Raw genomic sequence first — 14254 nt, forward strand, 5'->3', positions numbered from 1 at the left:
TCTTTCTGAAGGAGGTTTGAAGGGGCTTTGTACCTAATTTTGGATATTATAAATCCAGAAAGAAAATGAAAAAAAACCTACTTACCTTCACAGCTTTATTGGCTGTAATTACCTTCAGCAACTTCCATGCTAAGGCCCAAACCAGTGCAGGACCTGTTGCTGTCACTATTGATTTAAGTGATGCATTTTCTATCGTGCTGGGCCCAGCACCACAGGCTGTTACTTTTGTATATGATGATGCAGCAGATTACGCTGCGACAAAGAATGTACTGATGTCAAATCATTTCTCCGTAATCAGTACGAAAGCGTATACGGTTTCTGTGACGGGAGGTGGCGACTTTGCAGGGCCGGGTGTAGCTATTCCACTAAATACCGTATCAGTGAATGTCGCAAGTGCATCACCTGTTACTGGGATTGGAACCTATCCTGTTGTACCTTTAGCCCCAACAGCTAATCCTATTGCAGCAGCTGCAAGTCCAACAACAACGACACAGTACAACATTAATTATGCAATTTCACAGGCAAATGCGTCTGCATTGCTGAATAAAACACCAGGTTTATACGTGTCTTCTGTTACTTATTCAGTAACACAGCCCTAAGGTATGCCTATAAGATTTAAGAATATACTATTAATTACCCTCAGCCTTGTCCTTTTGCTTATACACACAGCTCTAGGACAGGGTATTTCCCTGTCTCCCAGCCGCCTGTTTTTTAGCGGAAAGCCAGGAGAAACCCTAAGCCAAACTATCAATTTCAGTAATACCTCGGAAAAGGTATTTACATTTACAACGCGGATCCAGAATTTTGAGAGAGATTCCTTAGGTATTAAATACTATTTCTCTGGTGATACCATCGCAAATTCAAATGTTAAATGGTTATCCCTATCTTCTGGCAATATTGTCATCCAGCCGGGAGAGAAAAAATCAGTTACAGTGACGATGAATGTCCCCAAGGAAGTGCCAAAACAAACGCATAGCATGGTATTTTTCACACAGGCGGCTGAACAAACTCCAAGGCAATCCTCCGGAGTAGCCCTGGGAATGGTTGTCTTATTGGAAATGGGCGTACAGGTATATTACACCCCTTCAGGATTACCTGCCGGAGACCTGGAATTCATTTCTTTCACAGATTTGGGTAATCATCTGGATGAAGCACACAAAAGAAGCCGCAGACTTGCCATTAAGATACACAATACGGGAGCCATTAACAAGGATGCTTTTGTCCGTTTTGAACTCACCAATAAAGATACGGGTGAGGAAATAAAAATTAAACCAGAAAACGTTGCCATGCTTCCTGATGCAACACAAGTGGTCATCCTGAACCTGCCTGCAGACCTGAAAGGAAAGTTTCTTGTCGTAGCGCTTCTGGATGCAGGGGAATCTTACGACCTTAAAGTTGCTGAAAAAGAAATTACATATCCGCTTTAGCCTGGTAGTATACTGCTTTATGGTCATCTGTGATGTCCATGCACAGGCCGTGGTCACAATTCCTGAAGCAACAATCAGAACAGGTAGTGCCTTAACAACCAGCACTGTAGGATTTGGAAATTCGGCAGTGCTTTCCTTACTGGGTATCAACAAGATAACATTAGCCACTGCTTCTACCTCTTCACCGATACAGCCAACCGACCCGGCAACCATATCAACCGTTCCTTTAAATATCATTCAGATGCAGGTGGATAATATTAGTGGTGCATTGACTATCGTGGCTTCTAAACCCCTAATTACTTTAACTACAGTCGCACAGGATATCTTTGTCCCTGTGCTTTCGTTAAACCTGGGATCCGGCCTCCTCACCATGAATGTTTTTATTGCCTCACATCCTAGCGGCTGGGTCGCAGGAACCTATAGTGCAGACCTTATTTTTACAGGTATGATAGCACCTCTTACCAAAAAGTTCAGCATTACCGTTCCCCCCTTAATTGAAGCCGGTGGTATTCTTCCTTTGAATACGACCATTTCCCTAAGCAATGCTGCAGCTTTCAATACCGATAAAACCGTGGTCAATAGCTTTAACTATATTAGCAGCCTTCCTACTCAACTCAGTTTAAGTAGTGGTACAGCAACATTCGGGTATACGAAACCAGCATCCTATTCCGGCTTACCCAACCTGAGCACACTGCCCGCATCCAGTTTGCTCGCTGCAAAGGTAACTGGTGCTACAGGACTTACCGGGCCTCAAATACAACCATCTACTACGCCCACTTCACTGACCGGAGGCAGCGCCATTCCGGTTAGATCGACTAATCAACGAACCATAGAAACCTCTTACACGCTCACAGCTGTCCAGTTAAAGGCTAACTTCGTGCAGGCGGGAACCTATACCCTACCGGTAAAATATATTGCTTCAAGAAATCCTGCATCTTATCCGGTGACCTATAACGTATCTCCCGAGATAAATAGCAATATCATCATAGAAGTATCTCCTTTCCAGGATATTACCGCACAGACCACCGCAGTAACCCTAAACATGAACACCGCAGCAAGTTACAAAAATGGGACAACAACAACTGTTAATTCACAGTTGATGGCCAATAGTACGGTGCCCTATAGTGTAACAGTAAGGGCAACAACATCTTCATTCAGTAACTCAGGAGGCACGAGCACAATAGACCTGGATGTGCTGTCTATTAAGGAAACAGGAGCTGCCAATTCAGTTACCCTCAGTACTGTCGCTACACCCTTATTTACCAATGCAGCGCCACAACTAGGACGTAACATCAGTATCGATTATACCATACCGGCAACTAAAACCGGCAAATTATTAAATAAAACGGGCAGCCATTCTGCTACTATAGTCTATAGCATTACCGGACTCTAATCAAAAACGAGTCACACCAACCTTTCTGCGCTCATCTCTATAGATAAAGGTAAGCACCTCTACAGGAGCGCCTGCAAGCAGCACCTGTTCATTATCATTTTCAATGGAGAAAGGCAGACCTGCAGTTTCTACATAAACAATATAAGTATTGCGCGGCAGATAAAAACAGAATGAACCATTATCGTCTGTCAGTGTGTGATGAACCTTTCCATTGGCATCTTTAGCATTTATCCTGATTCCGCCCAACACCGAAGCCGATTCACTATATTTGTTGCTTACAGTCTTTAGTCTCCCATTTAAAGCCTGTGTTTTCACCAATGGAATCATCAGCTGTTTATTCTTATCCAAAAATACTGTTGTGGGTTCTTCCAGGCTCCAGCCCTTCGTATTGGTCACCATTACGGTATAGGATTCTTTATTCATATTTTTAAAGGATACTATCCCTTTTGTATTGGTCAACGCCGCTTCGCCGTTTATTTTCACCAGTACCCCGGCTATTACAGCCTCATTGTTATCTTTTATTCCATTACTATTATGGTCTTCAAAATAAGTAAGCTCCAATTTTTTCGAGCCTGGGGCACGCCTGATTCCAAATTGTTTTTCTACACCTACCCGAAATTGTCTGTTATTGTAACGATAGTCGCCCTGAAGATCAGTGGCCCCGTTAGGTATTCCCGTATTCAATTCAAAGGCCACCGCCTGTTTAGTTACCGCATATTGCACATCACCTGTTAACGACCAGTTTCCCTTTGTTAAAAACCTAAAACTACCGGAAATTGAATAATTATCCGTTTCAGAAGCGGCGTAATAATTGTACATTCCACCAAACTGTACCGATAGCCTACTTTTGAGGGCATCAAAATGGACATTTGGCCCTATTGTATATAACCTGTACCTTGAATTGGTACTGCTGGAAATCACATCTGTTAAATAATGGGGATTGAACTGCATAAATGCTGTTAACCCTATAAAAGCAATATTATAGTTACTGTTTATTCTCAATGACTGAAAAGGCGCCGGGGGTTTATCAGAGGTATTCAGGTAAGTTAATCCATAATCCGCCGTAAGCGATAGATTATGAATCCTTCCATTGTAACTGGCACTACCAATCGTACGTAATGCAGACATTCGCCAATCTACCCTTTCCGGCGGCACTTCATAGAAACTTAATCCCTCAAGGCGTTGATGAAAGAAATATGGCGAAACACTCCATTGAAATTGCCCGATACGGTTACTGTATTTTAGTTCAATAATAGCATTCGCATTACTAGTAATATACCTATTGAATACTGTTAAAAGATTATCCTGATAACGTGGCTGGCTCTTTTGAACGCTGATTCGCAGCTGAAGATCATTACTAGCATCAAATTTACGCATCAAATTTACATCTGCAGAAAAAATACCTCTTCTGATCCCTGTATAATAGGGACTGCTATAAAAACCATTTATTAAAAATTTATAACTGCCCTGATCTTTTGTAAAGTTAAGTCCTCCGTAAAAACCAGCTTGACTGTTCCTGGATCCGAACGTCTGATTTTCCCTGGAAACTCCTGCTTCCAGCCCAAGCCAGGTCGTCTTTTCCAGGAGGAATCCAATTTTGCTGTTCAGCTGTGAACTTTCCAGCCCCCTGGCTTCATCACTGGAATGGGATAACGTTAATCGCTGGTCTTCTCTTCCACCCTTCTCTACAAAATAATCTATTGCAGCGGTTTTCGCATTGGTAGTTGAAGCATAAGGTGATTGTCGTAACTGCGTGTACAACATGAAATTGTTCTCCACTCCCAAAAGGGAAAGTACTCCCTTATTTTTAAGCTTAGCACTGAGTTTTATTCCGCGCCCACTCAAATTGAAATCTACATTTTCATAGATATTTCCAAGTTTTACCCCCCAGCTCTTCTGCTGATAGTCCAGGAAACTGCTGTAAATATTAAGTCCGCTATATCCGCGCTGCCTGATCAAGTCGCTATTAAAACTATAGTCCAGGGACTTGTCTTCAGCGAAACCTATCTTTCCATTGGCCTGTAGATGTGTATAAGAGAATCCTTCTGATAAACTGACGTAACTCAAAGAAACGGTATTCGGATTACTGGTTCCAAATTGTCCTGCTCCCATCCTTCTATATTCCGTTAGATTCAGTATCCTGATGGTCTTCATCGCCAGCTGGATCTGCTGTTCATCTACCGCTTTAATCGTCACCGTATAATCACCGGGGTGACGTGATCCTCCCTTATTTCGCGCCATAAAAGGCAGGAGTTGCTGGGCACCAGGTTGCAGGGTCAGCTCCATGGTTTCCCCGATAAACTCCAGACCTTCAGGAATACCATTCAGTAAAAGTTTAAAAGTGATAGGTACAAAACCATTATTGGCACAACGGATCATTACCTGAGCCTGATTGGAAACCTGATTGAGATAGATTTCACTTTCCTCAGTATCTATGGTCAGTCCTTTCACATCGACCAGCTGAGTTAAAAAAACTGCAGCCTGCTGAACCTGAACAGCAGGATCTGCAGTCACCAAACGTAAACCAAATTTTTGGATATTACGATTAATCGTCTGCCTGTCGGCCATATATTTCACAGGGAACAGCCTGGTTTCACCTGCTCCAAGCAACAGACTATCAGGCAAGTTAATCAATCCCCCAGGTAGTCCTTTTTCTTTATCGTCCTGTCTCAATACAACAGCCTTTCCATAAGGGTTCAATACCCTGAGTAAATTAGAAAAAGTTTCTCCTCCTTTAATGCGCACTGTATCTTTAGAGAAACTGTAACTCACCTGGGCAATAGAACGGGATGAACCAAACAGTAAACAGAAAAGTAGAATAGATGACTTAAAATAGCCCATTAATGTCCGTTCTCTCACCATACAAAAATCCGGTTTACTGCAGCATTTAAGAAAGCAGGAATGTCACATCTTAGTGTGTCATTGTGCAGCGCTTCGGTTTTGAATCCAATTTTCTCTTCACAGAAACTACCTGAACTGAGCCAGCAACTCCCCTTTACTATTTACATTCAGTTTCTTATAGGTACGCTTAATGTACTGCCTTACCGTATCCAGGGATATCCCATATTTATAACCTATTAATTTATAGCTCAAGCCGTTCATTAATCCTTCTACAATCTGTTTTTCCCTGAAACTCAGGCTGGCCTGATAGTCAAGTGTCTGCTGCACATGACGTATGACATTCCTTGATATGGACGGACTAAATACAGAACCTCCCCTATGGGTAGCCATGATACTTGAAATTACATCATTTACACTGGTATCTTTAGTAAGATAACCTACAGCTCCGGCTTTAACACATTCTAACACAGTATCTGAGTCCTGGATATCGCTATATACAATCACATTGGTATGTGGAAATTTGCGGTAAATAGCCGGAATAGCATCAACGCCTGCATGAGCAATGTCCAACAACGTCACATGAGGTTCTTCATTAGGCTTAACCTTTTTACAGCCACCAATGGAGTCCAGCGCGAGTGTCACTTTAAAATTATACAGCTGCTGATGATTCAATAACATACTCATCATTCCACGGCTTTGTTGATTACTATCGATGATTCCTACTTTGATCATAATGCCTCCTTGTTATAAACTAATCCACAAATAAAATATACACTGTCCTGAATTTACGCAAAACCTATAGTTGTATAGCCGTTCATTCCGTTCAATGCGATGAATAAAATGAACAGGTGGATTCATAAAAAAGAATGCCCGATACAAGAAACATGTATCAGGCATTAAAACATTGATATTTAGACAGATGTACTATTCAGATTGATCAACAATCAGTGGGAGCGCAAAACCAGCCATCCCAGTGTTTAAAAACGCATCACGCAGCTGCCGTCCCAGCAATACATGTCCTTCCACCTGAGCCGCCCTGTGATCATAATAACAGAAAAAAGCTGCCGTATAATCCTTTTCTTCCTTGAGACACTTTGACAATACCTTTGCATCTACCATCGCATTGGTCGTACCGGCACTGGTAAATGGTAATGCCAGATGAGCAGCATCTCCAATCAGCACCACATTATCCCGATGGAAAGAAGGCAAAAGATCAAAATCTCTTGTATTCCAGACGTAACTTGTACTGAAATCATTATTATCCATCACTGTTTCCACAACACTGGGAAAACCTTTTAGCAACGCCTTGCAAAACGATTCTAAATCTTTTGGGGAATCCCCTTCAACATCTCCAAGCGTTTCTGGGTCATATTGTATATACCATACCAACTCCGTAGTGGTTGTAGGAATTAGACCAAAGGCAAGCCCTTTATTCTCATGTTGGAACTTCGTAAACTTCCCAGCATAACCTTCGGCCAGATCGGGGTGCTCCACCACACCCACAATCTCCTTCACTCTTCCGGTCTCAAATTTGACTTCTCCAAAAATCTCCCTTCTCACCATAGAATTGGCTCCATCGGCACCAATAAACACATCTCCATATTCTTTCTCCCCATTTAAAAATTCCGCAGCCACAATACGTCCTCCTTCATAAATGAAATGGGAAAAGCTGCGTTCATTGTATAGTTTTTCCTCTGGCATAAGTCTTGATAAATAAGCCGTAAGATCTGTTCGCTTAAAACATTGCCATTCATCAAGGGGCAGTTGATTGACGAGTTCCCCATTGGGGCGCCTGAACACAAAAGTATCCACCAATTTACCTGGTAAAACATCAGCTTCAGTCTGCAGCTCATTCAGGATAGAGATACCTTCATGATGCATTAAAAAAGCATGTCCGCCACCAGAAACGCTTCCTTTTCTTTCATTAACAATTGCCTCAAGTCCATACTGATTCAGGTAAATACCCATACATAAACCAGCAATACCACCTCCAATAATAACAACTTTCATAATTAACGAATCGTGTTTTTTATCCTAGACAAAGCTTCTCTCAAAATATCTTCAGAGGTCGCAAAACTCATTCTGATGAAGCCTTCAGCACCTTCACCAAACCATTCCTTAGCACCTGGCACAACAGCAACTTTAGCCTCCTCCAATAACAGTTGATGAATTTCCTTACTACTCCTTCCCGTTCCTGTAACATTTGTAAATGCCACATAACATCCCTCAGGTTCGATGCATTTAAATCCCGGAACAGCATTCAGCTCAGACACACAAAGGTCTCTCATCCGCTGCAAATGGGATACAAAATCCTTTAGCCAATAATCACAGTCATTCAGTGCCGTAAGGGCCGCAACCTGTGAAAGCACATTCGCACCGTGGATGGTAGAATTATGCAGTGATGCAGCAAACAAGAGCGTGTAATGTTCAGGATTCGAAGCCATCACCGTACCAATCCTTAAACCGGCAAGGCCATAAGATTTACTGTAGCCAGTCACCGTTACCGTTTGGTTTCTGATCTCTTCATTCAAGGAGGCTATGCTGGTAAACACATGAGGTGTATAGACAATATCACTCCAAATTTCATCAGATAAAATGATGAGGTTATATTTACAGGCAATCTCCCCCAGTTGCAGTAATTCCTGTTTCGTAAATACTTTACCCGTAGGATTCAATGGATTACATAAACAAATCATTCTGGTTTTAGTAGTGATCAGTCTTTCAAGTTTATCAAAATCAACTGGAGTATCACCCGCAGGAATGGCAAAAGGAACTGCTATCCCCCCTATAGCTTCTGTTGAATACCTAAAAAGAAAATCTACAGGATCAAAAATGATCACTTCATCACCAGGCATGATGAAAGTCTTACAAGTCAGGTAAATACCAAAAGCAGCACTATCGACAGGGAAAATGAATTCTGGGTTTGCAGGAATATTACGCTTATGCGTAAAAAAAGAAGCTACGCTTTCTTTAAATTCGGGTAAACCTGCTGGCGGTCCATAAGAAAGATACCTGTCTTTGGTAAAACGGATAATAGCCTCAGCAATTTCTGGGGCACTCGGGAAATCAGGATCAGCAGCAGTCAATGGAATTACTCCTTCCGGCACTGTCGCCCATCTCAAATTAAATGCCCTCTTTTTTAAAATATCAAGATTAACGGAGCTGTGTTCAAACATTCTCCTAAACTAGAGATTTTTAAGAATTATTAAAAGTTCTTAAAATTATAATCCTTGCAAAATCTCAAGAAACTTCTCTTTCACCAAAGGTTTGATAATAAAAGCAGATACCACCGGTATATTAGCAGACCTTTCCATCTCATGGGGAGAGATAGATGAAGATACAATATACAATTGGATCTCTCTTGCCAGTGAATTGTAGAGTTGCTCATATTCAGCCAGGAATTCCCACCCATCCATTACAGGCATATTCAAATCCAGGAATATTACATCAGGTAAGGCATCTTTATCACCTGCTATTTCATTTAAATGAGTTATAGCCTGATATCCATCAGAAAAAACTTCAACTTCAACATGATCACTTACTTTTAAAATTGTCTTTTTAGTAAGGAATACAAAGATGTCATCGTCATCTATCAAATAAACTTTCTTCATTATCAAGTTACATTTTGATTCACAAATTCAACTGAAAACTTAGCTCCCTGATCCGGAATACTTTCTACCCATATCCTACCGCCCATTGCTTCCACCTGCGTTTTTGTCATGAATAACCCCAGGCCTTTTGCATCAGGATGCCTATGAAATATCTTCCCAATTTTAAAGATACTGTCTTTATGTTTCAACATATCTATTCCTAACCCATTGTCCTGTACAGTAACCACAATATTCCCCTGCTCCTTTCGGGAAGCAAGTTTCAAGGTGAGTTGCCTTTCAGGCGATTGATATTTTATGGCATTACTGACTAAATTATAAAATATACTTGACAAATACTTATGCGGATAAATCACTGAAGGTGCTTCTTCAAAATTCACATCAATTTTTGCCCTGGCTTTTTTTATTTCCATGTGCAAACCATCAAGGGTTTCCTGCAGACAAACGGTCAATAACAGTTTATCCGATTGTATATCCGTATTTTGTCTGATCTGTATCGATTCTACCAGTTCATTAAAAGTATTCTTCAGGTTTTCTATTACCGGTTCCAGTTTCGTCACCAGCAATCGTTGTTCCTCGATATCCTCAGTCTCCTGTATAAACTCTACCAGCATTGACATATTGATTAGCGGGCCTCTCAAGTTATGGGATACAATGTTACAAAAATCCAATAACTGTGTATTTTGCATGGAGAGTTGTTCCATGATACGACTTTGCTTTTCTTCCAGCAGTTTCCGGTCGGTGATATCAATTCCAAAACCAATTGCCATGATGAATTCACCGTGTTCATCATGCACAGGAAACATTCTTCGCAGGTAGGTCAGCCTGTTTCCATCCGGATCCAACTGACTTTCTTCCCAGCCAATAGTTTTCCCCCTTTTCTTCACTTCTAAAAACTGCTCACGCCTCTCCAGCGCAATGATGGGGTCACGGTTCCTATAAGCCGCATATTCAAAATCATCCTTACCAATAATAAATTTACGGAACTCTTCATTTTTAATCGCTCCCGGATTGGCAAAAAGATATTTATGGTCACTATCAAAAACGACAATATCAGAAGGGATATTATTCAGAATACTTTCATAGAACTCTTTGATACTGCTATTCATAATCGGAAGCCTCATCTGCAATAATGCAATGATCTGTTGCGACAGTAAAGCAAGACCTTCATTTTGTTCTGCCGTAAGGCTTAGCGGCTGATAACTGGCTACACTTAGATGCCCAATAATTAAATCACCATAAACAATAATAGGGATAGCCACATAAAAAGGGAACTCTTTATGTTTCGGTTCATTCCTCGGGGTTTCTTTATAAGTCACCCCCATTTTTGATTTGTACCAGATACGGTCTTCATCAATAAACGTAATCGTCCCAATAGGAGAATGTGCAATAATACAAGCAAGCTTCACAATATTATCGAATTCAACCTCCTCATTTGTATCAAGAATTTCCAACACATAAAGCGCAGAAAGTCTCTCAGCCTCATTTTTAAGTATTGGTAAATTAATCATAAGCAGTTTTTCGTCGGTAATTTAGAGAGCACAAAGCTAGTTATAAGATTGATAGTTTCACTAAATAATAATTAAGACAATATTAGTACAACCTAAGATAGACTTTTTTCTGTACATACACGATGTACACAATTAAAATTCAGTTCAAATATTCTTATAAATCCAAGCTATGGGGAACAACGGTCAGGAAATACGGGAACTTTCGGCCTGCCCCACGATTGATTTGATGGCTCCATTTAGTTTATGAGAAGAATCCTTGAGAAACCGAAGCGTCTCACTCGTATCTTCATCTGGATAATTGATCAGAAACTCAGTGAGGCTCATGATATTTGCCAGTGGTGCACGTACCATATGGCTTTGAATCCAGGCGATTTCCATCAGGTCATGGTTCTGCTGTTCAATTTTATGAATATAATTAATTCTTTCCGATACATCAGTTGCAAGCACCAAACGGGCCTCTCTATCCTGATAATGGATGACATTTGTCTCAATTTCCACAGGAAAAGCGTGTTTTTGTTTATCCATATGAATCAGCAACCCCGAATAATCTCTTGATTTGATCATACTGTGCAGATCCATCAGTTTGCCCGCCTCATTTTCCGGTCTGATTTGCATAATATTCATTTCCATAAACTCTTCCCTGCTGTAACCATATTTTGCACATGCAGCATTATTCACCTGGAGAAACTTTCCTGTTTCCAGGTCAAATACATACATCGGTACAGGATTAGCCTCAAAAGTATTACGGTAATACTTCTCCGATGCATCCAGCTTCGAAACTAAATTGGCCTCATTTACGATGGTGACCTCCAAACCTTTCAGCACCTTATTGATCAGCATGACACTAATCAGCGATACAAAAACAAGATTTCCTGAATAAGAAATCCATAAAGGTAAATCGTAGGTATCCTTGAGTGGGCTATCAAAAAAACCAAATCCAATAACTACTCCGAAGGCACTGCAGATCAATGCATTCAATGCGACCAGCCAATAGGCCATATTACGTGGCAATATAATGGCAGAAAAAACTGTAATCATCAGCAGATACAATACGCCTGGTCCTTCTGAGCCTAAGGCAGCCATGTATACTATGGCGAGTACATATAATAAAAACAAAGCAATCAGCTTCCTTCTATGGATCATCATCTTTTTATTGAAAACTATAAGTAGAAATACGCATGCAAATCCAACATTAAACCATTGAATAAAACTATTACCAGCAAAGAAGCCGTAGGTTATAGAAGATAGAAAAGCAATTACGCTGGCAGCGAAACCATAACTGATGAAAGCAGATAAGAGTCGCTTCCTCCAAAATATACGGTTATCAAGAGGAAAATCATCCTTCTTCAGAACAGCACGCTCTATAGCAAACTGATATCTAAACCACCAACCTTTAATATGAAACATTTATTATTACACGGTTAAACCACTTAGGAAAAAGAGCAAAAGTTAATCCATTTTTTTAGATTTACTTTTCCTATGGAAAGTATAACTAAATCCCAGATGCCAAACAACCTATTTTCAAGTGATGCTGCTTTTGACAGCCTGTACACACTCAGGGCACAACAGCTATCTTCTATTCACTGGACCCCTCTTAAAATTGCATTAAAAGCCGCTCAGTTTCTCACAGAAGGTCCAGGGAATCATATCCTTGATATCGGAAGCGGTGTCGGAAAATTTTGTCTTATTGCTGCACACTATTTTCCTGACCATAATTTCCATGGGGTAGAGCAACGGAAAACCTTAATCGACGAGGCAATTTTTGCCCAAAATGCTACAGACATCACCAATACAACCTTCATTCACACAAATTTCACAGAACTGGATACAGCTCTATATGACCATTTTTATTTTTATAATTCATTCAGTGAGAATATCTTTCACTATAAGCCAATAGACAATCTCATTGAGGCTTCTGCTCAACTTTACGACAGTTACCTGGATCATCTGTACCGAATGCTCGAAGAAAAGCCTCCAGGCACACGATTGGCTACTTATCACTGGCAGCACCACCAGATTCCGACAGCCTATAAGAGAGTACAGCACATTACGGGTCAGGACCTTAAATTCTGGATCAAATCTTAAAGCATTCCTTCGTTCAGGATCCAGGCTTGCTCTATATAACCCCTTATAAAAATAAAAAACCCTCTTAACAGAGGGTTCTATAAGCTAAATAGTCATATGATATTAGGTTATACCCACAAATTGGAAGGATAAACTTCATCATCGATTAATTTCTGAAGCGCAGCTTTTACTACCGGTGCATCTTCTTTGAAAGTGACACCAAACCATTTGGCTTCAGTAGGGATCATTTTCACCACACCATTACCAGAATTAATCAGTGTATCTGCGACTTCCGGAATAAGAAATTCAGCTTTCAGTTCAGTAGTATTTTCATCTCTGAATTTGTAATACTCTTCTTCCGACCAGTTGACGAAAGCAGGTGTAAAACAGAAAAAATTCATACTTACCTTGGTATCCAATGGCAATTCAATATCCGCATCGGCTTCCTTGGTAAAGGCTTTTCCATCTTTCTTATAAATTTCTTTACGCTCTGTAATACTTATAATATTCTGCGCTGCATCCACATTAATCTCACCTCTGGTTACAGAACCATTATCACTTAATGTATTTTTCAGTTCATAACCTATACAAGCATATTTTCCATCTTCAATACCCGCTGTCAGGTAATCAAATGATTGTTTAAAGGCATCAAAGCCATAGAAATCATCTGCATTAATTACTGCAAAAGGTGTGTCCAGCACATCTTTACAGCACAATAAAGCATGCATGGTACCGAATGGCTTTGTACGCCCCTCAGGAATAGCACGCCCACCACTGAAACTTTCCAGCGATTGATAAACGTAGTCTGTTTCAATTTTTCCAGCCAGTTTAGGTTCAATAACTGCTTTGAAAGAGTCAGAGAATTCTTCACGAATGATAAAAATCACCTTACCAAAACCCGCTTTGATTGCATCGTAAATAGAATATTCCATAATAGTCTCTCCAGAAGGGCCGAAAGACTCAGTTTGTTTGTTCCCTCCGTAACGGCTTGCCATGCCGGCAGCCAGGATAACCAGGGAAGGTTTGGTTGTTGCCATAAATTTTAAAGATTTATTATAAAATTAGCAAAAGTTACTCCATTTTTTCCAAATACTGTATAATAATGTGAAAAAACGTTTTTATAGAGTATATATATAGAATTAAATCTTCCCTTTTCGGGACATATATACCGAAATCCTCAAAACCTATGAATCCAAATATGAATTAAACAATACAATAGTTTAAATAAAACATTATTTTTTTTATCAGCAACACAGTCCCAAACACATGCGCATAAACAACTCATCAATAATGAATTAAATATTCACTCAGCTATTTGAATCCTGAAAATAAATTAATACTATTACAAAAAAATAACGCTCCAGATACTTACAAGAAGATGCTTATCTATTTACAGGTATTCTCCCCAGG

12 protein-coding genes are annotated in these 14254 nt (G+C 40.2%); 4 read left to right on the plus strand and 8 right to left on the minus strand.

Annotated features, from left to right (window positions below; translation table 11 throughout):
• The first annotated feature begins 65 nt into the window (after nt 1–65).
• The 3 genes from ACSBL2_RS24255 to ACSBL2_RS24265 are packed head-to-tail and all read left to right on the plus strand — an operon-like array spanning nt 66 to nt 2820.
• Complete coding sequence (locus tag ACSBL2_RS24255) at nt 66–599, plus strand: hypothetical protein (RefSeq protein WP_442589133.1); 534 nt, start codon at nt 66–68, stop codon at nt 597–599.
• Nucleotides 600–602: 3 nt separating this feature from the next.
• A complete protein-coding gene (locus tag ACSBL2_RS24260) occupies nt 603–1427 on the plus strand; it encodes a COG1470 family protein (protein WP_442589134.1) in 825 nt (274 codons plus the stop codon).
• A complete protein-coding gene (locus ACSBL2_RS24265) occupies nt 1369–2820 on the plus strand; it encodes a hypothetical protein (RefSeq protein WP_442589135.1) in 1452 nt (483 codons plus the stop codon). The genes ACSBL2_RS24260 and ACSBL2_RS24265 overlap by 59 nt, the downstream gene beginning before the upstream one ends.
• On the opposite strand, the gene ACSBL2_RS24270 is transcribed toward ACSBL2_RS24265, so the two are convergent.
• From ACSBL2_RS24270 to ACSBL2_RS24300, 7 genes are all read right to left on the minus strand, one after another.
• Nucleotides 2821–5682 (minus strand): SdrD B-like domain-containing protein, encoded by a 2862-nt coding sequence (locus ACSBL2_RS24270; protein WP_442589136.1) that lies wholly within the window; start codon nt 5680–5682, stop codon nt 2821–2823.
• 105 nt (nt 5683–5787) lie between these two features.
• Nucleotides 5788–6393 carry a LuxR C-terminal-related transcriptional regulator gene (locus ACSBL2_RS24275; RefSeq protein ID WP_442589137.1) on the minus strand — a complete coding sequence of 202 codons (606 nt, stop codon included), beginning with the start codon at nt 6391–6393 and terminating at the stop codon, nt 5788–5790.
• A gap of 192 nt (nt 6394–6585) precedes the next feature.
• The gene (locus ACSBL2_RS24280) at nt 6586–7671 is read right to left on the minus strand and encodes an FAD-dependent oxidoreductase (RefSeq protein ID WP_442589138.1); all 1086 of its coding nucleotides are present in this window, start codon (nt 7669–7671) and stop codon (nt 6586–6588) included.
• A 2-nt stretch (nt 7672–7673) separates the two neighbouring features.
• Nucleotides 7674–8837: a pyridoxal phosphate-dependent aminotransferase gene (locus ACSBL2_RS24285; protein ID WP_442589139.1), complete on the minus strand. Its 1164-nt coding sequence runs from the start codon at nt 8835–8837 to the stop codon at nt 7674–7676.
• A gap of 45 nt (nt 8838–8882) precedes the next feature.
• Nucleotides 8883–9272, minus strand: a complete 390-nt coding sequence (locus ACSBL2_RS24290; protein WP_442589140.1) for a response regulator — start codon at nt 9270–9272, stop codon at nt 8883–8885.
• Nucleotides 9273–9274: 2 nt separating this feature from the next.
• Complete coding sequence (locus tag ACSBL2_RS24295; protein WP_442589141.1) at nt 9275–10780, minus strand: sensor histidine kinase; 1506 nt, start codon at nt 10778–10780, stop codon at nt 9275–9277.
• A 183-nt stretch (nt 10781–10963) separates the two neighbouring features.
• Entirely contained in the window at nt 10964–12187 is a 1224-nt protein-coding gene (locus ACSBL2_RS24300; RefSeq protein WP_442589142.1) for a PAS domain S-box protein, read from the minus strand.
• Between the two features lie 96 nt (nt 12188–12283).
• Between ACSBL2_RS24300 and ACSBL2_RS24305 the strand changes: the two genes are divergently transcribed.
• On the plus strand, nt 12284–12865 hold the full coding sequence (locus ACSBL2_RS24305) for a methyltransferase domain-containing protein (RefSeq protein ID WP_442589143.1): 582 nt from the start codon (nt 12284–12286) through the stop codon (nt 12863–12865).
• A gap of 107 nt (nt 12866–12972) precedes the next feature.
• Here ACSBL2_RS24305 and ACSBL2_RS24310 read toward each other — a convergent pair whose 3' ends face one another.
• Nucleotides 12973–13881 carry a sugar phosphate nucleotidyltransferase gene (locus tag ACSBL2_RS24310; protein ID WP_442589144.1) on the minus strand — a complete coding sequence of 303 codons (909 nt, stop codon included), beginning with the start codon at nt 13879–13881 and terminating at the stop codon, nt 12973–12975.
• Nucleotides 13882–14254: the final 373 nt, after the last annotated feature.

This window comes from Pedobacter sp. AW31-3R (genome assembly GCF_052180285.1).
Taxonomy (GTDB): Bacteria; Bacteroidota; Bacteroidia; order Sphingobacteriales; family Sphingobacteriaceae; genus Pedobacter.

Coding starts and splice junctions, on each gene's coding strand:
- ACSBL2_RS24255 (WP_442589133.1), top strand. CDS start 66: ATGAAAAAAAACCTACTTACCTTCACAGCTTTATTGGCTGTAATTACC.
- ACSBL2_RS24260 (WP_442589134.1), top strand. CDS start 603: ATGCCTATAAGATTTAAGAATATACTATTAATTACCCTCAGCCTTGTC.
- ACSBL2_RS24265 (WP_442589135.1), top strand. CDS start 1,369: ATGCAGGGGAATCTTACGACCTTAAAGTTGCTGAAAAAGAAATTACAT.
- ACSBL2_RS24270 (WP_442589136.1), bottom strand. CDS start 5,682: ATGGTGAGAGAACGGACATTAATGGGCTATTTTAAGTCATCTATTCTA.
- ACSBL2_RS24275 (WP_442589137.1), bottom strand. CDS start 6,393: ATGATCAAAGTAGGAATCATCGATAGTAATCAACAAAGCCGTGGAATG.
- ACSBL2_RS24280 (WP_442589138.1), bottom strand. CDS start 7,671: ATGAAAGTTGTTATTATTGGAGGTGGTATTGCTGGTTTATGTATGGGT.
- ACSBL2_RS24285 (WP_442589139.1), bottom strand. CDS start 8,837: ATGTTTGAACACAGCTCCGTTAATCTTGATATTTTAAAAAAGAGGGCA.
- ACSBL2_RS24290 (WP_442589140.1), bottom strand. CDS start 9,272: ATGAAGAAAGTTTATTTGATAGATGACGATGACATCTTTGTATTCCTT.
- ACSBL2_RS24295 (WP_442589141.1), bottom strand. CDS start 10,780: ATGATTAATTTACCAATACTTAAAAATGAGGCTGAGAGACTTTCTGCG.
- ACSBL2_RS24300 (WP_442589142.1), bottom strand. CDS start 12,187: ATGTTTCATATTAAAGGTTGGTGGTTTAGATATCAGTTTGCTATAGAG.
- ACSBL2_RS24305 (WP_442589143.1), top strand. CDS start 12,284: ATGCCAAACAACCTATTTTCAAGTGATGCTGCTTTTGACAGCCTGTAC.
- ACSBL2_RS24310 (WP_442589144.1), bottom strand. CDS start 13,881: ATGGCAACAACCAAACCTTCCCTGGTTATCCTGGCTGCCGGCATGGCA.